We start from the raw sequence: 19632 nt of genomic DNA, 5'->3' as shown, positions 1-19632 counted from the left end.
GCGCATGCGTGTACGACCGGTTCGCGAGGTGACCGTGGCATGTCCGGCTGCACGCATTTTGAGGGGGCGATTTGACAGCCGGGTGTAGGCGTCCTTTCGATTGGCTGTCGGCGACGCGTCATGTAACGGTCATGCGGCTGACATAAACTCCGGCCGCTCATGAACCCACATTCCGACGAATCGATGAAGCCTCGCCAATCGACAGCCGGCGCGTTCGCGCGTGCGTGGCTGCACCTGACCGGCGCGCTCGCGCTGGCCACTTCGCTTGCAACCGTTGCCGGCTGTGACGGCCAGCCGGGCGCGGGTACGCCGTCCGTGCAGGCCGCGAGCGCGGCGAGCGCGCCGGGCGCCGCGAACGTGGTTGCGTCCGCAACGGTTGCCGCCAGCGGCGCGGTGGTCGAGACGAACCGGCCGCAGACGCGGGCACAAGTTTACGAAGGCGTGCGCCGGATGACGGCGCTCGGCAAGCAACTTTTCTTCGACCCTACGCTGTCAGGTTCCGGCAAGCTCGCGTGCGCGTCGTGCCACAGCCCCGATCACGCGTTCGGCCCGCCCAACGCGCTGGCCGTGCAGTTCGGCGGCGACGACATGAAGCGTCCGGGCTTTCGTGCGGTGCCGTCGCTGAAGTATTTGCAGGGCGTGCCGCAGTTCACCGAGCACTTCCACGATTCCGACGACGAAGGCGACGAGAGCGTCGATGCGGGCCCGACGGGCGGCCTCACGTGGGACGGCCGGGTCGACACGGGCGCCGAGCAGGCGCGCATTCCGCTCACGTCGCCGTTCGAGATGAACAGCACGCCGGCGAAGGTCGTGCAGGCCGTGAAGGCGGCGCCTTACGCGGACGAGTTCCGCGCGGTGTTCGGCGCGAAGGTGCTCGACGACGACGCGGCCGCGTTCAAGGCCGTGCTGCGCGCGCTCGAAACGTTCGAGCAGACGCCCGAGCTGTTCTCGCCGTACACGAGCAAGTACGACGCGTACCTCGCGGGCCATGCGCAGCTCACGCCGGCCGAACAGCGCGGTCTGCAGTTGTTCAACGACGAGAAGAAGGGCAATTGCGCGAGCTGCCACATCAGCCAGCGCGCGCTCGACGGCACGCCGCCGCAGTTCAGCGATTTCGGGCTGATCGCGATCGCGGTGCCGCGCAACCGCGCGCTGCCCGTCAATCGCGACCCGCGCTTTTACGATCTCGGCGCATGCGGCCCCGAGCGTACCGACCTGAAGGGCCGCGACGAATTCTGCGGTCTGTTCCGCACGCCGTCGCTGCGCAACGTCGCGCTGCGCAAGACGTTCTTCCACAACGGCGTGTATCACACGCTGGAAGACGTGATGCGCTTCTACGTCGAGCGCGACATCCATCCGGAGAAGTTCTATCCGGTCGTGCACGGCAAGGTGCAGATCTACGACGATCTGCCCCGGCGCTACTGGCCGAACATCAACCGCGAGGCGCCGTTCGACCGCAAGCGCGGCGAGCAGCCCGCGCTGAACGCGGCCGAGATCAAGGACGTGATCGCGTTCCTCGGCACGCTGACTGACGGATATCAGCAAACGGCCGCGCCGGCGGGGCACTAGCAGGCGTTCAACGCGGCACGCATGCTATGCTCGCTCGCTGACGGGCGCGGTGCGGGCCGGTTCGCCGGCCTGCACCGCGCCGTTCGATCGAACATCCAAGGAGAAAAACATGTCGATGCGCGCATCCCTTTCCGTCGTCACGCGTGTGCTGGCCGGCGCCGCGTGTGCAGCCGCGATGCTGCCCGCCCATGCGCAGAACAACCTGAACTTCCTGAACGACACGCCGATCAGCTATTTCACCAAGACCGACCGCGCGTCGCTGTCGAAGGCCGTGGCGCAGGTGCGCGACGAAGGCAAGGACGGCGAGACCACGACGTGGCAGAGCAGCGGCCGCGGCACGCAGATCGATGCGAAGCTCACGCCGACCACGACCGAGACCGACGGCAAGATCTGCCGTGAAGTCGCGACCGACATCACCGCGAAGGGCCAGACGATGACGCTCAAGCCCGTCTATTGCAAGACCGGCGCGGGCAAGTGGCAATTGCAGAAGCGCTGAGCACGCGCGCGATGAAGCGCGACGGCACGCGGCGCACGGTGTCGTGCGGCGTCGTGATCCTCGATGCGGCCGGCCGCGTGTTCCTCGCGCACGCGACGGACACCACGCACTGGGATATCCCGAAAGGGCAGGGCGAGCCGGGCGAATCGCCGTCGGATGCGGCGCTGCGCGAGCTGCTCGAGGAAACCGGCATCGCACTCGCGCCGGCCCGGCTGCTCGATCTCGGCCGCTTCGCGTACCGGCACGACAAGGACCTGCACCTGTTCGCGGTGCGGGTGGCCGAAGGCGAGATCGATCCCGCGCAGTGCACGTGCACGTCGCTGTTTCCGAGCCGTCGCGACGGCTCGATGATTCCCGAGATGGATGCGTATCGCTGGACCGCGCCAAGCGACGTCGACACCTATGCGAGCCGCAGCCTCGCGCGGCTGTTTCGCACGAAGCTGTCGCTGGCGGATCTGCATCGGCGTTTGATGGGCGGGTGAGCGAGCGCGGCGGCTGTCGCGTCGAAGCGCGCAATAAAAAACCGGCCCGCAGGCCGGTTTTTTCATGGTCGCGCGATGGCGGCTGTCGACGCCGCACACCGCGCGCGAAGCATGCCGTCAGGCAGGTTTGCCCCAGCTGTCGCGCAGCCCGACGATCCGGTTGAACACGGGCTGGCCCGGCTTCGAATCGACCCGGTCGGCCACGAAATAGCCGTGGCGCTCGAACTGCACGCGCGTTTCCGGTGCGATGTCGTCGTTGCCCGGCTCGAGGTAGGCCTGTACGACCTTCTTCGAATCGGGATTCAGCGCCTCGAGGAAATTCGCGCCGCCCGCGTCCGGATGCGGCTCCTTGAACAGACGGTCGTAGATCCGCACTTCGGCCGGCAGCGCATGCTTCGCGCTGACCCAGTGGATGTTGCCCTTGACCTTGTAGTTGTTCGCGCCTTCGGTGCCCGACTTGCTGTCCGGGAAGTAGTTGCAGTGCACGGCGGTCACGTTGCCGTCGGCGTCCTTGTCGAAGCCCGTGCATTCGATCACGTAGCCGTAGCGCAGGCGCACCTTGTTGCCCGGGAACAGGCGGAAATAGCCCTTCGGCGGGTTCTCGACGAAATCGTCGCGCTCGATCCACAGCTTGCGCGAGATCGGGAACGTGCGCACGCCGCGGTCCGGGTGGTGCGGATGCACGGGCGCCGTGCAGGCTTCCTCGAGGTCTTCCGGATAGTTGTCGATCACGAGCTTCAGCGGATCGAGCACGGCGACCGTGCGCGCGGCCTTGTCGTCGAGATCGTCGCGCAGCGCGCCTTCGAAGATGCTCATGTCGATCCACGAATCGATCTTCGTCACGCCGATCCGTTCGCAGAACAGGTGGATGCTCTCCGGCGTGAAGCCGCGGCGGCGCACGCCGACGATCGTCGGCATCCGCGGGTCGTCCCAGCCGTCGACGTGGCCTTCGGTGACGAGCTGCAGCAGCTTGCGCTTGCTGGTGATCGCGTACGTGAGGTTCAGCCGCGAGAATTCGATCTGTTGCGGCAGCGGGCGCGTGAACATGCCGGCTTCCGCGAGTTCGTTCAGCACCCAGTCGTACAGCGGGCGGTGATCCTCGAATTCGAGCGTGCACAGCGAATGCGTGATGCCTTCGAGCGCATCCGAGATGCAGTGCGTGTAGTCGTACATCGGGTACACGCACCACGCGTCGCCGGTGCGGTAGTGATGGGCGTAGCGGATCCGGTAGATCACCGGGTCGCGCATGTTCATGTTCGGCGAAGCCATGTCGATCTTCGCGCGCAGCACGTGCTCGCCTTCCTTGAACTCGCCGGCCTTCATGCGGCGGAACAGGTCGAGGTTCTCTTCCGGCGTGCGCTCGCGGAACGGCGACGGCTTGCCGCCTTCGGTCAGCGAGCCGCGGTTCGCGCGCATTTCTTCGGCGCTCTGGCTGTCGACGTACGCCTTGCCGCGCTTGATCAGCAGCTCGGCGAACTCGTACAGCTTGTCGTAGTAGTCGCTCGCGAAGTATTGGTGATCGACCGCATCCTTGCGCCAGTCGAAGCCGAGCCAGCGCACCGCGTCGACGATCGAGTCGACGTACTCGACGCTTTCCTTTTCCGGGTTCGTGTCGTCGAAGCGCAGGTGGCACACGCCGCCGTAGTCGCGCGCGACGCTGAAGTTCAGGCAGATGCTCTTCGCATGGCCGATGTGCAGATAGCCGTTCGGCTCGGGCGGAAAGCGCGTCTCGACGCGGCCGCCCCATTTGCCGGAGCGGTTGTCTTCGTCGATGATGTTGCGGATGAAATTGGAAGCCGCGGGGGCGTCGTTACGTTCGGTGCTCATGCGGATGGCGTCAGGTTGTGTCGGCGCGTCGCGCCGGTTTAATCCCGTGATTCTACCTGACCGGGGTCCGTCCCGCGCGGCTTGCGGTACGGCAGGGGCGGGTTCCGGCGGGTTCGGGCGGATTATCTCGATATTGTGTCGGCTGTAACACGACGTAAATCGGATTGCCCGGGCCGTTTGGCGTTGCCTATGATTGCGTCACCGATTCAATGCCGCCGCCCGGCTTGCCGCGTGGCGGGAGGAAACCAAAAATCATGATGAAGAAGACCACGTTTATCGTTCGTACCGCCGTGATCGTGGCGGCCCTGTCGCAACTCGGCGCATGCGCGATGACGCATACGCAGCGCAATGCCGGCATCGGCGCGGCCGCGGGCGGCGCGCTCGGCTATCTGGTGACGGGCGGCCCGCTCGGCACGGTCGCGGGCGCCGCGGCAGGCGGCATCGTCGGCGCGAACGTGCGCTGACCGCCCGATGACGCGAGCCGCCGACCAGGCGGCTCGTCGTCCGGTCGCGGCGCGGCCTCTTTCGCGCCCGGCCCCACGCACATCCTTCCGGTTTCAGACAGGCACCATCAGGGAGGAACGGGTGTGCGACACTGCGTCGACGCTCCATAACGATTCCACTCGTCGACGCACACGCCATGAGCCGATTTCCCGTTTTCGTCCTGCCGGGCTACGCCAATTCGGGCCCGCTTCACTGGCAGAGCCGCTGGGAGCGTGCCGATGCACGCTTCTCGCGCATCGCGATGCCCGACTGGGACCGCGCGTTCCGCAACGGCTGGTGTCTCGCGCTGGATCGCGCGGTCGAAGCCGCGCGCGGGCCGGTGCTGATCGCCGGCCACAGCCTCGGTACGCTGACCACCGCGTGGTGGGCGACGCGCTATGCGCGGCCGGCCGCGCTCGCGAAAGTGCGCGGCGCGCTGCTCGTCGCGCTGCCCGATCCGCAAGGCCCCGCCTTTCCGGCCGATGCGCACGGCTTCGGCCCCGTGCCGCTCGAACGGCTTCCGTTTCCGACCTGCGTCGTCGCCAGCAGCGACGATCCGTACGGCTCGCTCGCGTTCGCGCGCGGCTGCGCGAACGCATGGGGCAGCGCATTCCACGATATCGGCCCGCGCGGGCACATCAACGCGGACAGCGGGCTCGGCGACTGGCCCGATGCGCGCGGCTGGCTCGATGCGATGGGGACGGCGGACTGACTGCCGGTCGTGGTTCATCGAATCGGACACCTTTTGTAACCATGTGCGAATTTCATGCGATGTCTCGCGGCCCGACGTGCGCGTTGCTGCCCGTACGATTGGCTTGGACGCGACGCGCAACCGACTGCGTTTTGTGACGAACCCCATGACTTTCCGATCGACCGGGCCGATAAGGTGACGGTCTATTCAATTCGATCGGAAGGAGGGAGCCATGTCGAGCGGCTCAACGCGGAATCAGCAGGTCGGCGGGAAAAAATCGTCGGCGGCGAAAAGCACCGTCGTCGACCTTTCGGGTCAAAGCGTGCAGGCGTTTGACGGGCGGAGACGGTGTTCCGCTTCGATTGCGTGACCGGAGACAGCGAGCATCCGACCGATCGTGGTGCCTTCCGAATCATGCGGAAATACCCGTCCTATCGCAGTCGTGCCTGTAACGTGCAAATGGATTACGCGATGTTCTTCACAGGAGACGGCAAAGCGTTTCACCCGTACCACGGGCCGATGCCGCCGTCGCTCGTCTTCCTGGCCGCGGCGGATTCGGACGCGGTCGCCGTTACCGTCGACAGTCTGTCGGCCGGGCACGGTGGTTACGCGGCACTCGTGCGTTCGCCATCGCGCGCGGCGCTTGCGACGCTGGCCGGAGGCTGCGATACGCTGGCCCGGCGCTGACCGAACGGCGGGCGCTGCACTCCGGCCCGCCGCCGCCCGGCTCAGATGGCCTGTTTCGCCCGCAGCATGGCGATCTTCGCGTCGTCGTAGCCGAGCATGTCGCGCAGCACGTCGTCGGTCTGCGCGCCGAGCAGCGGCGGGGCCGTGCGCGCGTCGGGCGGCGTCGCGCTCATCCGGATCGGGTTGCGCACGAGTTTCGCATCGGCGCCGCACGGGTGCGGCAGCGACACCTGCATTCCGCGCGCGACGACCTGCTCGTTGTCGAACACCTCGTCGAGATCGTTGATCGGCCCGCACGGCACGCCGGCCGCTTCGAGCGCGGCGATCCAGTCGGCCTTGTCGCGCGTCTTCACCATCTCCGCGAGGATCGGCACCAGCGTGTCGCGGTGGCGCACGCGCGCCGGATTCGTCGCGAAACGCTCGTCGTCGGCCAGCGCGGGCCGGCCGCCCGCCTCGACGAACTTGCGAAACTGCCCGTCGTTGCCGACCGCGACGATGATCCACCCGTCGCGCGTCTGGAACGTCTGGTACGGCACGATGTTCGGATGCGCGTTGCCCCAGCGCACCGGCGGCTTGCCGCTCGCGAGGAAGTTGGTGTTCATGTTCGCGAGCAGCGCGACCTGCACGTCGAGCAGCGCCATGTCGATGTACTGGCCTTCGCCCGTCCGGTCGCGGTGCGCGAGCGCGGCGAGCACCGCGATCGTCGAATAGAGGCCGGTCGCGAGGTCGGCGATCGCGACGCCGGCCTTCTGCGGGCCGCCGCCCGGCTCGCCGTCGCGCTCGCCGGTGATGCTCATGAAGCCGCCGATCCCCTGGATGATGAAGTCGTAGCCCGCGCGGTGCGCGTACGGGCCGGTCTGGCCGAAGCCGGTGACCGAGCAGTAGACGAGGTCGGGCTTCACCGCGCGCAGCGAGTCGTAGTCGAGCCCGTACTTCTTCAACTGGCCGACCTTGTAGTTCTCGAGCACGACGTCGCTTTGCGCGGCGAGTTCGCGCACGATCTGCTGCCCCTCGGGCGTCGCGAGGTCGATCGTTACCGAGCGCTTGTTGCGGTTCGCCGCGAGGTAGTATGCGGCCTCGGCGGTATCCGCGCCGTCCGCGTCCTTCAGGTACGGCGGCCCCCAGTGGCGCGTGTCGTCGCCGGCGCCGGGGCGCTCGACCTTGATCACGTCCGCGCCGAAATCGGCAAGGGTCTGCGCGCACCACGGGCCCGCGAGCACGCGGGTCAGGTCCAGCACGCGGATATGGCTCAGGGCACCCATCGTCGAATCGTCTCCTTTCATGGCTTGGCGTCGCCCGGCGAAGCCGCGCGGCATGCCGCGTATCTTAAGGCGAATCGGTCGCGGCGGTGGCGTAGCCGGGCGGGCACGATGGCCCGGACCTGGGCCAGAGACGAGCCAGAGACGAGCCAGATCCGAGCCAAATACGCCCCCAACGCCGGTCGGAACCCGACCGACCCGGCGCCGGCCGGCCCCGCCGGCCGCGCATCCGGATCTATCCCGTATAATCGATCGTTTAAGAAACCTGCCGTCGCGCGCCCTGCCTGGGGCGCCGGCGTTTGAAGCCGTCTTTGCCAGACTGTCCCCGCACGCCATGAAAGCTGCCGAAATCCGCGAGAAATTCCTCAAATTCTTCGAATCGAAGGGCCACACGATCGTCCGCTCGTCGAGCCTCGTGCCCGGTAACGACCCCACGCTGATGTTCACGAACTCGGGCATGGTCCAGTTCAAGGACGTGTTCCTCGGCACGGACCCGCGTCCGTACTCGCGCGCCACCACGGCGCAGCGCAGCGTGCGCGCGGGCGGCAAGCACAACGACCTCGAGAACGTCGGCTACACGGCGCGCCACCACACGTTTTTCGAGATGCTCGGCAACTTCTCGTTCGGCGACTACTTCAAGCACGACGCGATCAAGTTCGCGTGGGAGCTGCTGACCACGGTCTACCAGTTGCCGAAGGAAAAGCTGTGGGTCACGGTCTACCAGGAAGACGACGAGGCGTACGACATCTGGGCGAAGGAGGTCGGCGTGCCGACCGAGCGGATCATCCGCATCGGCGACAACAAGGGCGCGCGCTACGCGTCCGACAACTTCTGGACGATGGGCGACACCGGCCCGTGCGGCCCGTGTACCGAAATCTTCTACGACCACGGCCCGGACGTGTGGGGCGGCCCGCCGGGGTCGCCTGAGGAAGACGGCGACCGCTACATCGAGATCTGGAACCTCGTGTTCATGCAGTTCAACCGCGACGCGCAGGGCAACATGACGCGCCTGCCGAAGCAGTCGGTCGACACCGGCATGGGCCTCGAGCGTCTGGCCGCAGTGCTGCAGCACGTGCACAGCAACTACGAGATCGACCTGTTCCAGAATCTGATCAAGGCCGCCGCGCGCGTGACCGAAATCACCGACCTCACGAACAACTCGCTGAAGGTGATCGCCGATCACATCCGCGCGTGCTCGTTCCTGATCGTCGACGGCGTGATTCCCGGCAACGAAGGCCGCGGCTACGTGCTGCGCCGGATCGTGCGCCGCGCGATCCGCCACGGCTACAAGCTCGGCCGCAAGGGCTCGTTCTTCCACAAGCTGGTGGCCGACCTCGTCGCCGAGATGGGCGTCGCGTATCCGGAGCTGAAGGAAGCCGAGCAGCGCGTGACCGACGTGCTGCGCCAGGAAGAAGAGCGCTTCTTCGAGACGATCGAGCACGGCATGTCGATCCTCGAAGCGGCGCTGGCCGACGTCGAAGCGAAGGGCGGCAAGGTGCTCGACGGCGAACTCGCGTTCAAGCTGCACGACACGTACGGCTTCCCGCTGGACCTGACGGCCGACGTGTGCCGCGAGCGCGGGATGACGGTCGACGAGCCGGCATTCGACGACGCGATGGCGCGCCAGCGCGAACAGGCGCGCGCGGCCGGCAAGTTCAAGGCCGCACAGGGCCTCGAATACACGGGCGCGAAGACCACGTTCCACGGCTATGAAGAAATCGCGTTCGACGACGCGAAGGTCGTCGCGCTGTACGTCGACGGTTCGTCGGTCAACGAAGTGAAGACCGGCCAGGATGCGGTCGTCGTGCTCGACCACACGCCGTTCTACGCGGAATCGGGCGGCCAGGTGGGCGACCAGGGCGTGCTCGCGAACGCCGCGACGCGCTTCGCGGTGGCCGACACGCTGAAGGTGCAGGCCGACGTGATCGGCCACCACGGCACGCTGGAGCAGGGCACGCTGAAGGTCGGCGACGTGCTGCGCGCGGAAATCGACGCGCATCGCCGTGCCCGCACGCAGCGCAACCACTCGGCCACCCACCTGATGCACAAGGCGCTGCGCGAAGTGCTCGGCGCGCACGTGCAGCAGAAGGGTTCGCTGGTCGACGCGGAAAAGACCCGCTTCGACTTCGCGCACAACGCGCCGATGACCGACGATGAGATCCGTCGCGTCGAGCAGATCGTCAACAACGAAATCCTCGCGAACGCGCCGGGCATCGTGCGCGTGATGCCGTACGACGAAGCGGTGAAGGGCGGCGCGATGGCGCTGTTCGGCGAGAAGTACGGCGACGAAGTGCGCGTGCTCGACCTCGGCTTCTCGCGCGAACTGTGCGGCGGCACGCACGTGCATCGCACCGGCGACATCGGCTTCTTCAAGATCGTCGTCGAAGGCGGCGTCGCGGCCGGCATCCGCCGTGTCGAGGCGATCACCGGCGACAACGCGGTGCGCTACGTGCAGGAACTCGACGCCCGCGTGAACGAAGCCGCGGCCGCGCTGAAGGCGCAGCCGTCCGAACTCACGCAGCGTATCGCGCAGGTGCAGGACCAGGTGAAGTCGCTCGAGAAGGAACTGGGCGCGCTGAAGTCGAAGCTCGCATCGAGTCAGGGCGACGAGCTCGCGCAGCAGGCGGTCGAAATCGGCGGCGTGTTCGTGCTGGCCGCGACGCTCGACGGCGCCGACGCGAAGACGCTGCGCGAAACGGTCGACAAGCTGAAGGACAAGCTGAAGAACGCGGCGATCGTGCTGGCGGCCGTCGAAGCCGGCAAGGTCAGCCTGATCGCGGGCGTCACGCCCGACGCGAGCAAGAAGGTCAAGGCCGGCGAGCTCGTGAACTTCGTCGCGCAGCAGGTCGGCGGCAAGGGCGGCGGCCGTCCGGACATGGCGCAGGCAGGCGGCACCGAGCCGGCGAACCTGCCGGCCGCGCTCGCGGGCGTGAAGGGCTGGGTCGAAGCGCGGCTCTGATCGTCGCGACCGATGCGATGCGGTGTCGTTGCGGCATCGCGTGGAGTGAAAAAGACCCGATCGGCATCCGGCCGGTCGGGTCTTTTCGTTGGCAGGCCGGTGCCGTGCGTGCGCCGGCCGCCCGAAGGAAGCGTCAGACCGGCGCGGTGACGGGCGGCTCCAAAGCACCGTCCGGTTGCCGCGCGGCTTCGGCGAGCGCATCGCGCAACGCGGCCAGCGCCGCCGACGCATAACCGCGTCGCCACGCGAGCAGCGTGTCGATGCCTTCCAGTTCGGGAATCGTGTGCGCGGCGATGTTGCCGGTTTCGGACTGCAGATCGAGCACCGAACGCGGCGCGACCGCGATGCCGGCCCCTGCCGCGACGCACGCGACGATCGCGTGATACGACGCGAGTTCGAGCACGCGCGCCGGCTTGACGCCGTGCGCCGCGTACCACTGTTCGACGTACTTGCGATACGCGCAGCCGCGCTCGAACGCGATCAGCGTCGGCACGATCACGTCGCGCGGCGTGCGCACCGGCGGATGGCCGCGGGGGGTGAGCAGCACCAGATCCTCGCGGAAGATCGGCACCGTCTCGAACGTGTCGGGCAGCGTGTCCGGCGCGGGCGGCCGCGCGAACAGCGCGGCGTCGATCTCGAAATCGCGCACGCGGTCGATCAGGCAGCCCGTCGTGCCCGTCGACAGTTCGAGCGACACGTCGGGCCACGCGTGGTGATAGCGGGCGAGCACGGTCGGCAGGCGGCTCGCGGCCGTGCTTTCCATCGTGCCGAGCCGCAGCCGCCCGCGCGGCGTGTCCTCGCGCACCGCGTCGCGCGCCTCGTCGGCGAGCGCGAGCAGGCGTTCCGCGTACGGCAGCAGCGTGTGCCCGGCCGGGGTCAGCACGAGCCGGCGGCCGTCGCGCACGAACAGCGCGGCGCCGAGTTCCTCTTCCAGCTGCTTGATGCGCGTCGTGACGTTCGACTGCACGCGATTGAGCTTGGCCGCCGCGCGCGTCACGCCGTTCTCGCGCACCACGGCCCGGAAAATCGCCAGCGCCGACAGATCCATGATTCTCTCCAGGCGATGATTGTATTCTTGATTATTCATTTTTCGAGAACGTTTGGTCAAGCTACGATGGAGCCATTCCGATTCCCGATCCGGCCGGCGCGTTGAACGCCGGCCCATGCCGCCATGTCACGCTCCGATGCCCCGACTGCCGCCGCCGGCGCGCCTTCCGCCAGCGATGCCGACGATGTCGACCGCCGCGCCCGCACGGCCGCGCTGGCCTGCATGATCGGCCTCGCGGTCGTGCTCGGCGTCGGCCGCTTCGCGTTCACGCCGCTGTTGCCGCTGATGCTCGCGGACGGCTCGATCGGCCTGAAGGCCGGCGGCTGGCTCGCATCGGCGAACTATGCGGGCTACTTCGTGGGCGCGGTCAGTTGCGCGGCGCTGCGCGTCGCGCCCGCGCGAATGGTGCGCGTCGGGCTCGCGGCCACCGTATTGCTTACCGCCGCGATGGGTGTGGGCCATCTGCTGCCCGTGTGGCTCGCGGTGCGCTTCGTCGCAGGTGTCGTCAGCGCATGGACGTTCGTGTTCGTGTCGCAATGGGGACTGCGGCGGTTGACCGAACTGCACGCGCCCGAGTGGAGCGGTGTGATCTACGCGGGGCCGGGCGTCGGCATCGTCGTGACGGGGCTGCTTGGCAGCGCGCTGGCCGGCCAGCGCGCGGCGTCGGGCTGGCTCGGTTTCGCGGCACTGTCGGCCGTGCTGTCGGTCTCGATCTGGCGTACGTTCACAGCCGCCCCGGCGCAAGTCGTGCCGCCGGGCGGCGCCGCGCCGCATGCGCCGGCTGCTGCCGCAGCCGTGGACACGCCGGCCCGTGCGCGCGGCCATCGCACCGACGCCGCGTGGCTCGTCGTGCTGTACGGCCTGCCGGGCTTCGGCTACATCATCACCGCGACGTTCCTGCCCGTTATCGCGCGCGCCGCGCTGCCGGCCGGTTCACCGTGGCCCGACCTGTTCTGGCCGATGTTCGGCGCGGCGCTGATCGTCGGCGCGATCGCCGCCGCGCGGCTGCCCGCGCACTGGGACAACCGGCTGCTGCTGGCGGCCGGTTGCGCGACGCAGGCGCTCGGCATCGCCGCCGGGATCGTGTGGCCGACCGCGGCCGGCTTCTCGGTCGGCAGCGCGCTGCTCGGCCTGCCGTTCACCGCGATCACGCTGTTTGCGATGCGCGAGGCGCGGCGCCTGCACGGCGAGCGCGCGGCCGGGCTGATGGGCTATGCAACCGCGTCGTACGGGGTCGGGCAGATTCTCGGCCCGCTCGTCGCGGCGCCGCTGGCCGCGCGCTTCGGATCGTTTTCCCCCGCGCTGTGGGTCGCGGTGGCCGCGCTGCTGCTCGGTGCCGCCGGCTTCGCGGCGAGCGCCACGCGCCGGCGCCTGCCGTGCTGATCGCGATGGGGCCGGATCGTCTGCGGGGCGGGCAAACTCGCTAGAATGAAGCCTTTCCCGCGCCGAGCGGGTGCGCGGGCAGCCGGCTGGCGGCTGTCCGCCGCCCGCCAGATCCCCATCGATGACCACCGCCGACTACCGCTTTTGCCCGCGCTGCGCGAGCCCGCTCACCGAGCGTGCCGATCCCGACCATGAAGGCGGCCGCGTTCGCCAGGCGTGCCCCGACGACACCTGCGGCTATGTGCACTGGAACAACCCGTTGCCGGTGGTCGCCGCGATCGTCGAGCTCGACGGCAAGATCCTGCTCGCGCGCAACGCGGCGTGGCCCGAAGGGATGTTCGCGCTGATCACCGGCTTCCTCGAGAACGGCGAGACGCCCGAGGACGGTATCGCGCGCGAGGTGTTCGAGGAAACAGGGCTGAAGGCCGAGCACGTGTCGCTCGTCGGCGTGTACGAATTCATCCGCAAGAACGAGCTGATCATCGCGTATCACGTGCGCGCGTCGGGTACGGTCGCGCTGTCGCCGGAACTGCTCGAATACAGGCTCGTCGATCCGCCGCTGCTGCGCCCGTGGCGCGCCGGCACGGGCGTCGCGCTCGCCGACTGGATGCGTGCGCGCGGCCTCGATTTCGAATTCGTCGACCGGCCGGGGCAGTGACGCGCGACCGCGGCGACGCCGGCCGGGCACGATGACTATTGATAGTCGAGCAGCACGGTGACCGCGGCGTTGACCGAGCCGCCGCCGATCTTCGCGTCGGTCTGCCGATAGGCGGCGATCAGCGGGACCGAATAGGACCCCGCGATACCGTTGTAGGGTGTCGGCCGGGACACGTTGAATGTCAGCGGCTGATTTGTCGCCGGGTCGATCAATCCGATCGCGATGCCTTTCGCCGTCGAATCGGAGCGGGGCGCAAGCACGCCGGGCATGCCGGCGACCTCGCCGTTCAGCGGATTGAGCTGATAGCCGATCTTGTTGAAGCGGGCCGGGCAGTTGCTGAGGTTGAGCCTAAACGGAGTGGGGTGCGCGGTGCTGCCGACGCCGCTGAGTTCGGTCGTTTTCGCGCCCCGCAGTTGAACCGTTTTCGATTGAACCGAACAGGTGCCCGCGATGTACTCGGCGTCGGTGGCCAGATAGATCGAGCTTGAGTCACCGAACAGGCCGGACTTGTAGCGGATGGTGAAGTACATGTTGAAGAGGGACGGCTTCAACGTGCCGTTATACGGGGTGCGGGCATCGCGGAGCAACTGCACTTCGACGTTTCTTGCCGCAGAGTTGTGTCGGCGTGAAGTAGTCGCGCGCGACGACGGTGCCGACCGCCGTGTTCGACGGAATCGCGATCCGGCCGCTGTCGAACGCGTACAGCGATTCCCCGGCGAACACGAACGCCGGCAGCAGCGAGCGGGCACGCGAGTGCGGCGCCCGCCGGGGTGACCGCGTGCCCGCAGGGAGCGGTAATCGACCGGGTTGGCGAAGGGGCGTGCTCGAACGTCAAGATAAGAAGATTCCGTGAGGTTGGGGCGACGGCGCGCGTAGCGTGGCGCGTTTGTGGGCGATTTGTAATTTTACGGATCTCAACCGCCGCAAAAGATGGGATATGCCCTAATTCATCGATAGTTATGGTGTGACGAGAACTAAAGTCTGCGACGACGGGCCGGATTTGCCTGCCGCTTGGCATTTCGCGCGAGATGTGCTTTTCTGTGCGGCACCGCGTGGCGGCCGTTGCCGCGCCCCGTAACCGAGCCTCCGATTCATGTCCGCCGCCAAACCCGAATCGCGTCCGCGCGACGCCTATCGCCATTTCCTGCCGATCACGACCCGCTGGATGGACAACGACGTCTACGGGCACGTGAACAACGTCGTCTACTACAGCTACTTCGACACGGTCGTGAACGAATACCTGATCCGCGCCGGCGTGCTCGACGTCGAACACGGGCAGACGATCGGCCTCGTGGTCGAGACGCAGTGCAACTACTTCGCGCCGCTCGTGTTTCCGCAGGCGGTCGACGCCGGGCTGCGGGTCGTGAAGCTCGGCACGTCGAGCGTGCGCTACGAGGTCGGGCTGTTCGCGCAGGGCGACCCGTCGCCCGCCGCGCAGGGGCATTTCGTGCACGTGTATGTCGATCGCGGCACGCGCCGGCCGGTGCCGCTGCCCGACGCGCTGCGCGCCGCACTCGAGCCGCTCGCGGCCTGACGTCGCGGTGCACGCGTTCGCGCTCCAGGCCTTCAACGGCCTCAGCTACGGCTTGCTGCTGTTCATGCTGTCGGCCGGCCTCACGCTGATCTTCAGCGTGCAGGGCGTGCTCAACTTCGCGCATGCGAGCTTCTACATGCTCGGTGCGTACGTCGGCTACAGCATCGCGGCCAGTGCAGGCTTCTGGCTGGCGCTCGCGCTCGCGCCGCTCGCGGTCGGGCTCCTTGGCGCCGGCTGCGAACGCGCGCTGCTGCGCCGCGTGCAGGCGCGCGGCCACACGAGCGAGCTCTTGCTGACCTTCGGCCTCGCGTACCTGATCGGCGAGGGCGCGAAGCTCGCGTGGGGCCTCGCGCCGCTGCCGGCGCCCGTGCCGGCGCTGTTCGACGGCGCGCCCGTGACCGTCTTCGGCCTCGCGCTGCCGCGCTACCGGCTGTTCATGATGGGGATGTCCGCCGCGATGCTGGTCGCGCTCGGCGCGCTGCTGCGCGCGTCGCGCCTCGGGCTCGTGGTGCGCGCGGCGCTCACGCATCGTGCGGCCGTCGAGGCGCTCGGCTACGACGTGCCGCGCGTGATGACCGCGCTGTTTGGCGCGGGCACCGCGCTCGCGGCGCTCGCCGGCGTGATCGGCGCGCCGCTCGCGGTGATCGAGCCCGCGCTTGCCGAAACCGTCGGGTCGGTCGTGTTCGCGGTCGTCGTGATCGGCGGGCTCGGCTCGCTCGGCGGCGCGTTCGCGGCGTCGCTCGCGGTCGGCTTCGCGCAGACCTTCGCGGCCGCGAGCGACACGTCGCTGCGCGATCTGACGGAATGGGCCGGCATCGCGCTGCCCGACAGCGTGGCCGCGGTGTCGGTCGCGCAACTGGCGCCGCTGGTGCCGTACCTGCTGCTCGTCGCGGTGCTGGTTGCCCGGCCGCGCGGGCTGTTCGGCGAGCGCGCCGATGCGTAACCGTCCATTCGCCGGCGTCGTGCGCTGGACCCTGTTCGCCGCCTGCGTCGCGCTGCCCGCGTGGCTGTGGCCGCACGGCGCCGTGCTCGGCTATCTCGCGCAGACGGCCGCACTCGTCGTGCTCGCGCTGTCGTACAACCTGCAGCTCGGCACGACCGGGCTGCTGTCGTTCGGGCACGCGGCGTTCGCGGGCCTCGGCGCGTTCGCGGCCGCGCACTGGTTCAACCACATTGGCGGCCCGCTGCCGCTGTTGCCGCTCGTCGGCGGCGTGGCCGGCGCCGGTTTCGGCTTGGCTGCCGGGCTGCTCGCGACGCGTCGCGCCGGCACGGCGTTCGCGATGATCACGCTCGGGCTCGGCGAATGCGTCGCGGCCGCTGCGTGGAGCGTGCCGGCCTGGTTCGGCGGAATCGGCGGCGTGCCGATCGACCGCGCGAGCGGCACGCCGTGGGGCGGCTGGCATTTCGGTGCGCCGGCGCACGCGTATGCGGTGATTGCCGCGTGGTGCGTCGCGTCGGCGTGGGCCATGCACGCGCTGACGCGCACGCCGCTCGCGCGGCTCGCGAACGCGGTGCGCGACAACCCGGCGCGCGTCGCCGCGCTCGGCACCGATCCGCGCCGCATCCGGCTCGCGATGGTCACCTGCGCATCGTTCTTCGCGGGCGTCGCGGGCACGCTGACGCTGATCGACGTCGAACTCGCGACGCCCGACAGCGTATCGATGGCGCGTTCGGCGACCGTGCTGATCGCCGCGGTGATCGGCGGGACGGGCACGTTCTTCGGGCCGGCGGCCGGCGCGGCCGTGCTGACCGCGCTCAGCATCGGCGTCGCGGGCGTGTCGCGCGCGTGGGCGCTGTATCTCGGCGTGCTGTTCGTCGCGATCGTCGTGGCCGCGCCGCGCGGGATCGCCGGCATCGTGCAGACGCTCGCGCATGCGTTGCGGCGCGGCGCGCCGGCGGCCGAGCGGTGGCGCATGCTGTGCGCGGTCGGCGCGTGCGTGTTCTGGGGCGTCGCGATCGTCTGCGCGGCCGAGCTCGGCTATGCGTGGCGCTTCGGGGAGGACGACGGCGCGGGCTTCGCGTTCGGCGCGTGGAGCGTCGATGCCGATACGCCGGCCGGCTGGGCCGTCGCGTGTTCGGCGGCGGGCATCGGCACGCTGCTGTGGGGTTGGCGCGCGCGGCTCGTATCGGGCGAGCAAAGTGGGCAGAGCCGACGGAGCGCACAGACCGCCAAGCGGGAGGACGGGCGATGAACGGCAACGCGATTGCGCTGCACGGCGTCGTGCAGCGCTTCGGCGCGCAGACGGTGCTCGACGGCGTCGAGCTGAGCATCGCGGCCGGCGAGCGCCATGCGCTGATCGGGCCGAACGGCGCGGGCAAGTCGACGCTGTTCGGCGTGATCGCCGGCGCGACGCGGCCCACGCGCGGGCGCGTCGTGCTGCACGGCGTCGAGCTGCGCGGGCGTGGGCCGGTCGTTGCGAGCCGGCTCGGCATCGGCCGCAGTTTCCAGCAGACGAGCGCGTTCGCGCGGCTGACCGTGTTCGACAACCTGCGCTGCGCGGCGCTGCATGCGCCGGTCGAACGGCGGCGCTGGTGGAACCGGCTGCGCGAATCGGCGTCGGTCGATCGCGCGGCCGAACGCGTGCTGCACGACATCGGCCTCGATGCGCACCGCGACACGCCGGCCGACGCGCTGAGCTATGCGGAACAGCGCGCGCTCGATCTCGGGATCGCGCTCGCGAGCGGCGCCCGCACGCTGCTGCTCGACGAGCCGACCGCCGGCATGAGCCGCGCGCAGGCGGCGCGGATGATCGCGCTGATCCGGGCGACGACGCAGGGTCGTACGGTCCTGCTGATCGAACACGACATGGATGCGGTGTTCGGCTTCGCCGAACGCATCACGGTGCTCGTGCGCGGCACGGTGGTCGCGACCGGCGCGCCCGATGCGATCCGCGCCGATCCGGCCGTGCGTGTCGCCTATCTGGGCGAGGGCGGCCGATGAGCGCGTTGCTCGACATTCGCGGCCTGCGCGCCTGGTACGGGCTGCAACCGGTGCTCGACGGCGTCGATCTCGCGCTGGCGCCGGGCGAGACGCTCGCGCTGCTCGGCCGCAACGGCTCGGGGCGCTCGACGCTCGCGAAGGCCGTGATGGGGCTCGTGCGCACGGCGGGCTCGGTGCGCATCGGCGGCGCCGAATGCGCGGGCGCGCGCACGTTCGAGATCGCGCGGCGCGGCGTCGCGTACGTCGCGGAAAGCCGCGACGTGTTCCCGCTGCTGACGGTCCGCGAGAACCTGCGGCTCGGGCTGCGCGGCCTCCGTGGCAGCGCCGAACGCGCGGCGCTCGAACGGCTGTTCGACCGCTTTCCGCTGCTGGCCGCGCGCGCGGACGTGAAGGCGGCGCGGCTGTCGGGCGGCGAACAGCAGGTGCTCGCGCTGGTGCGGGCGCTGGCTGCCCGCCCGCGCGTGCTGATCGTCGACGAACCGGCCGAAGGGCTCGCGCCGCTCGCGGTCGACGAAGTCGGCGCGTGTCTTGCCGCGCTGCAGGCCGACGGCGTCGCGATCGTGCTGATCGAGCAGCGGCTGCAGTTCGCGCCGCGGCTCGCGCGGCGCGTCGCGGTGATGGGGCGCGGGCGGATCGTCTACGACGGCGCGCTCGACGGCCTGGGCGGCGAGGTCGCGAACGCATGGCTGAGCGCCGGCTGACGGCGCGCGCCCGATTGTTCGGAAAACCCCACCGGTCAATTCGCGTCGAGCCGCTTTATCGCTGCCGCACCGCGCCGTAAATTGCCAGTCATGCCGGTCGCCGCATCGACGCACTGCGCGGCAACCGGCGCCATCCATCGAAGGTCTTCTGACTGAGGAATGCAATCATGAGCAAGCTGGCAAACAAGGTTGCGATCGTCACGGGCGGGTCGAAAGGCATCGGCGCCGCGATCGCGAAGGCACTGGCCGCCGAGGGCGCATCGGTCGTCGTCAACTATGCGAGCAGCAAGGCGGGCGCCGATGCGGTCGTCGGCGCGATCGTCGAGGCCGGCGGCCGCGCGGTCGCCGTCGGCGGCGACGTGTCGAAGGCCGCCGACGCGCAGCGCATCGTCGACACGGCGATCGACACGTACGGCCGCCTCGACGTGCTCGTCAACAATTCCGGCGTGTACGAATTCGCGCCGATCGAAGCGATCACCGAAGAACACTACCGGCGGCAGTTCGACACGAACGTGTTCGGCGTGCTGCTGACCACGCAGGCCGCCGTCAAGCATCTCGGCGAAGGCGCGAGCATCATCAACATCAGCTCGGTGGTGACCAGCATCACGCCGCCCGCGAGCGCGGTATACAGCGGCACCAAAGGCGCGGTCGACGCGATCACCGGCGTGCTCGCACTCGAACTCGGCCCGCGCAAGATTCGCGTGAACGCGATCAACCCGGGGATGATCGTGACCGAGGGCACGCACAGCGCGGGCATCATCGGTTCGGATCTCGACAAACAGGTGCGCGCCGAAACGCCGCTCGGCCGTCTCGGCGAGCCGGACGATATCGCGTCGGTGGCCGTATTCCTCGCGTCGGACGATGCACGCTGGATGACCGGCGAGCACCTCGTCGTGAGCGGCGGGCTGAACTGA

Annotated in this window: 19 protein-coding genes; 15 read left to right on the top strand and 4 right to left on the bottom strand. The window is 69.0% G+C overall.

Annotated features, from left to right (window positions below):
* The first annotated feature begins 183 nt into the window (after positions 1-183).
* The 3 genes from HWX08_RS23750 (at position 184) to HWX08_RS23740 (ending at position 2547) form a co-directional block, all read left to right on the top strand.
* Positions 184-1569: a cytochrome-c peroxidase gene (locus tag HWX08_RS23750; protein ID WP_174922004.1), complete on the top strand. Its 1386-nt coding sequence runs from the start codon at positions 184-186 to the stop codon at positions 1567-1569.
* Between the two features lie 109 nt (positions 1570-1678).
* Complete coding sequence (locus tag HWX08_RS23745; RefSeq protein WP_174922003.1) at positions 1679-2065, top strand: hypothetical protein; 387 nt, start codon at positions 1679-1681, stop codon at positions 2063-2065.
* Positions 2066-2076: 11 nt separating this feature from the next.
* On the top strand, positions 2077-2547 hold the full coding sequence (locus HWX08_RS23740) for an NUDIX hydrolase (RefSeq protein ID WP_174922020.1): 471 nt from the start codon (positions 2077-2079) through the stop codon (positions 2545-2547).
* 117 nt (positions 2548-2664) lie between these two features.
* On the opposite strand, the gene HWX08_RS23735 is transcribed toward HWX08_RS23740, so the two are convergent.
* Complete coding sequence (locus tag HWX08_RS23735; RefSeq protein WP_174922002.1) at positions 2665-4374, bottom strand: glutamine--tRNA ligase/YqeY domain fusion protein; 1710 nt, start codon at positions 4372-4374, stop codon at positions 2665-2667.
* A gap of 254 nt (positions 4375-4628) precedes the next feature.
* Here HWX08_RS23735 and HWX08_RS23730 point away from each other — a divergent pair, with 254 nt between their 5' ends.
* The 3 genes from HWX08_RS23730 to HWX08_RS23720 all read left to right on the top strand — a co-directional run bounded on the left by HWX08_RS23730 (position 4629) and on the right by HWX08_RS23720 (position 6235).
* Complete coding sequence (locus HWX08_RS23730; protein WP_011351716.1) at positions 4629-4838, top strand: ornithine acetyltransferase; 210 nt, start codon at positions 4629-4631, stop codon at positions 4836-4838.
* 176 nt (positions 4839-5014) lie between these two features.
* The gene (locus HWX08_RS23725) at positions 5015-5569 is read left to right on the top strand and encodes an RBBP9/YdeN family alpha/beta hydrolase (protein ID WP_174922001.1); all 555 of its coding nucleotides are present in this window, start codon (positions 5015-5017) and stop codon (positions 5567-5569) included.
* 327 nt (positions 5570-5896) lie between these two features.
* Positions 5897-6235 (top strand): L,D-transpeptidase family protein, encoded by a 339-nt coding sequence (locus HWX08_RS23720; RefSeq protein WP_174921977.1) that lies wholly within the window; start codon positions 5897-5899, stop codon positions 6233-6235.
* 41 nt (positions 6236-6276) lie between these two features.
* Here the strand turns inward: HWX08_RS23720 and HWX08_RS23715 are convergent, their stop codons facing one another.
* Entirely contained in the window at positions 6277-7497 is a 1221-nt protein-coding gene (locus tag HWX08_RS23715; protein ID WP_174922000.1) for a CaiB/BaiF CoA transferase family protein, read from the bottom strand.
* 331 nt (positions 7498-7828) lie between these two features.
* Here HWX08_RS23715 and alaS point away from each other — a divergent pair, with 331 nt between their 5' ends.
* Positions 7829-10453, top strand: coding sequence for an alanine--tRNA ligase (alaS, locus tag HWX08_RS23710; protein WP_174921999.1), 2625 nt, complete (start codon positions 7829-7831; stop codon positions 10451-10453).
* A gap of 133 nt (positions 10454-10586) precedes the next feature.
* Here alaS and HWX08_RS23705 read toward each other — a convergent pair whose 3' ends face one another.
* Positions 10587-11501 (bottom strand): LysR family transcriptional regulator, encoded by a 915-nt coding sequence (locus HWX08_RS23705; protein WP_174921998.1) that lies wholly within the window; start codon positions 11499-11501, stop codon positions 10587-10589.
* 123 nt (positions 11502-11624) lie between these two features.
* On the opposite strand from HWX08_RS23705, the gene HWX08_RS23700 reads away from it, so the two are divergent.
* The gene (locus tag HWX08_RS23700) at positions 11625-12884 is read left to right on the top strand and encodes a YbfB/YjiJ family MFS transporter (protein ID WP_174921997.1); all 1260 of its coding nucleotides are present in this window, start codon (positions 11625-11627) and stop codon (positions 12882-12884) included.
* 121 nt (positions 12885-13005) lie between these two features.
* A complete protein-coding gene (locus HWX08_RS23695; protein WP_174921996.1) occupies positions 13006-13542 on the top strand; it encodes an NUDIX domain-containing protein in 537 nt (178 codons plus the stop codon).
* A gap of 35 nt (positions 13543-13577) precedes the next feature.
* Here HWX08_RS23695 and HWX08_RS23690 read toward each other — a convergent pair whose 3' ends face one another.
* Positions 13578-14135 (bottom strand): fimbrial protein, encoded by a 558-nt coding sequence (locus tag HWX08_RS23690; RefSeq protein WP_244122764.1) that lies wholly within the window; start codon positions 14133-14135, stop codon positions 13578-13580.
* A gap of 500 nt (positions 14136-14635) precedes the next feature.
* Here HWX08_RS23690 and HWX08_RS23685 point away from each other — a divergent pair, with 500 nt between their 5' ends.
* From HWX08_RS23685 to HWX08_RS23660, 6 genes are all read left to right on the top strand, one after another.
* A complete protein-coding gene (locus HWX08_RS23685; protein ID WP_069256412.1) occupies positions 14636-15076 on the top strand; it encodes an acyl-CoA thioesterase in 441 nt (146 codons plus the stop codon).
* A 7-nt stretch (positions 15077-15083) separates the two neighbouring features.
* Positions 15084-16019 (top strand): branched-chain amino acid ABC transporter permease, encoded by a 936-nt coding sequence (locus HWX08_RS23680; protein ID WP_069257983.1) that lies wholly within the window; start codon positions 15084-15086, stop codon positions 16017-16019.
* The gene (locus tag HWX08_RS23675; protein ID WP_069257984.1) at positions 16012-17268 is read left to right on the top strand and encodes a branched-chain amino acid ABC transporter permease; all 1257 of its coding nucleotides are present in this window, start codon (positions 16012-16014) and stop codon (positions 17266-17268) included. The genes HWX08_RS23680 and HWX08_RS23675 overlap by 8 nt, the downstream gene beginning before the upstream one ends.
* Entirely contained in the window at positions 17265-18017 is a 753-nt protein-coding gene (locus tag HWX08_RS23670) for an ABC transporter ATP-binding protein (protein ID WP_174921995.1), read from the top strand. The genes HWX08_RS23675 and HWX08_RS23670 overlap by 4 nt, the downstream gene beginning before the upstream one ends.
* Positions 18014-18718, top strand: coding sequence for an ABC transporter ATP-binding protein (locus HWX08_RS23665; RefSeq protein ID WP_174921994.1), 705 nt, complete (start codon positions 18014-18016; stop codon positions 18716-18718). Before HWX08_RS23670 ends, HWX08_RS23665 begins: the two co-directional genes overlap by 4 nt.
* 167 nt (positions 18719-18885) lie before the next feature.
* Entirely contained in the window at positions 18886-19632 is a 747-nt protein-coding gene (locus tag HWX08_RS23660; protein ID WP_069256415.1) for a glucose 1-dehydrogenase, read from the top strand.

This window comes from Burkholderia metallica (genome assembly GCF_902832845.1).
GTDB lineage: Bacteria > Pseudomonadota > Gammaproteobacteria > Burkholderiales > Burkholderiaceae > Burkholderia > Burkholderia metallica.
The sequence above is the reverse complement of the archived record's forward strand: the minus strand, read 5'-3'. Positions and strand labels throughout refer to the sequence as shown.

Bases quoted from the DNA above. Each gene is read 5' to 3' on its own strand.
- HWX08_RS23750 (WP_174922004.1), top strand. From the start codon at position 184: ATGAAGCCTCGCCAATCGACAGCCGGCGCGTTCGCGCGTGCGTGGCTG.
- HWX08_RS23745 (WP_174922003.1), top strand. From the start codon at position 1,679: ATGTCGATGCGCGCATCCCTTTCCGTCGTCACGCGTGTGCTGGCCGGC.
- HWX08_RS23740 (WP_174922020.1), top strand. From the start codon at position 2,077: ATGAAGCGCGACGGCACGCGGCGCACGGTGTCGTGCGGCGTCGTGATC.
- HWX08_RS23735 (WP_174922002.1), bottom strand. From the start codon at position 4,374: ATGAGCACCGAACGTAACGACGCCCCCGCGGCTTCCAATTTCATCCGC.
- HWX08_RS23730 (WP_011351716.1), top strand. From the start codon at position 4,629: ATGATGAAGAAGACCACGTTTATCGTTCGTACCGCCGTGATCGTGGCG.
- HWX08_RS23725 (WP_174922001.1), top strand. From the start codon at position 5,015: ATGAGCCGATTTCCCGTTTTCGTCCTGCCGGGCTACGCCAATTCGGGC.
- HWX08_RS23715 (WP_174922000.1), bottom strand. From the start codon at position 7,497: ATGGGTGCCCTGAGCCATATCCGCGTGCTGGACCTGACCCGCGTGCTC.
- alaS (WP_174921999.1), top strand. From the start codon at position 7,829: ATGAAAGCTGCCGAAATCCGCGAGAAATTCCTCAAATTCTTCGAATCG.
- HWX08_RS23705 (WP_174921998.1), bottom strand. From the start codon at position 11,501: ATGGATCTGTCGGCGCTGGCGATTTTCCGGGCCGTGGTGCGCGAGAAC.
- HWX08_RS23700 (WP_174921997.1), top strand. From the start codon at position 11,625: ATGTCACGCTCCGATGCCCCGACTGCCGCCGCCGGCGCGCCTTCCGCC.
- HWX08_RS23695 (WP_174921996.1), top strand. From the start codon at position 13,006: ATGACCACCGCCGACTACCGCTTTTGCCCGCGCTGCGCGAGCCCGCTC.
- HWX08_RS23685 (WP_069256412.1), top strand. From the start codon at position 14,636: ATGTCCGCCGCCAAACCCGAATCGCGTCCGCGCGACGCCTATCGCCAT.
- HWX08_RS23675 (WP_069257984.1), top strand. From the start codon at position 16,012: ATGCGTAACCGTCCATTCGCCGGCGTCGTGCGCTGGACCCTGTTCGCC.
- HWX08_RS23670 (WP_174921995.1), top strand. From the start codon at position 17,265: ATGAACGGCAACGCGATTGCGCTGCACGGCGTCGTGCAGCGCTTCGGC.
- HWX08_RS23665 (WP_174921994.1), top strand. From the start codon at position 18,014: ATGAGCGCGTTGCTCGACATTCGCGGCCTGCGCGCCTGGTACGGGCTG.
- HWX08_RS23660 (WP_069256415.1), top strand. From the start codon at position 18,886: ATGAGCAAGCTGGCAAACAAGGTTGCGATCGTCACGGGCGGGTCGAAA.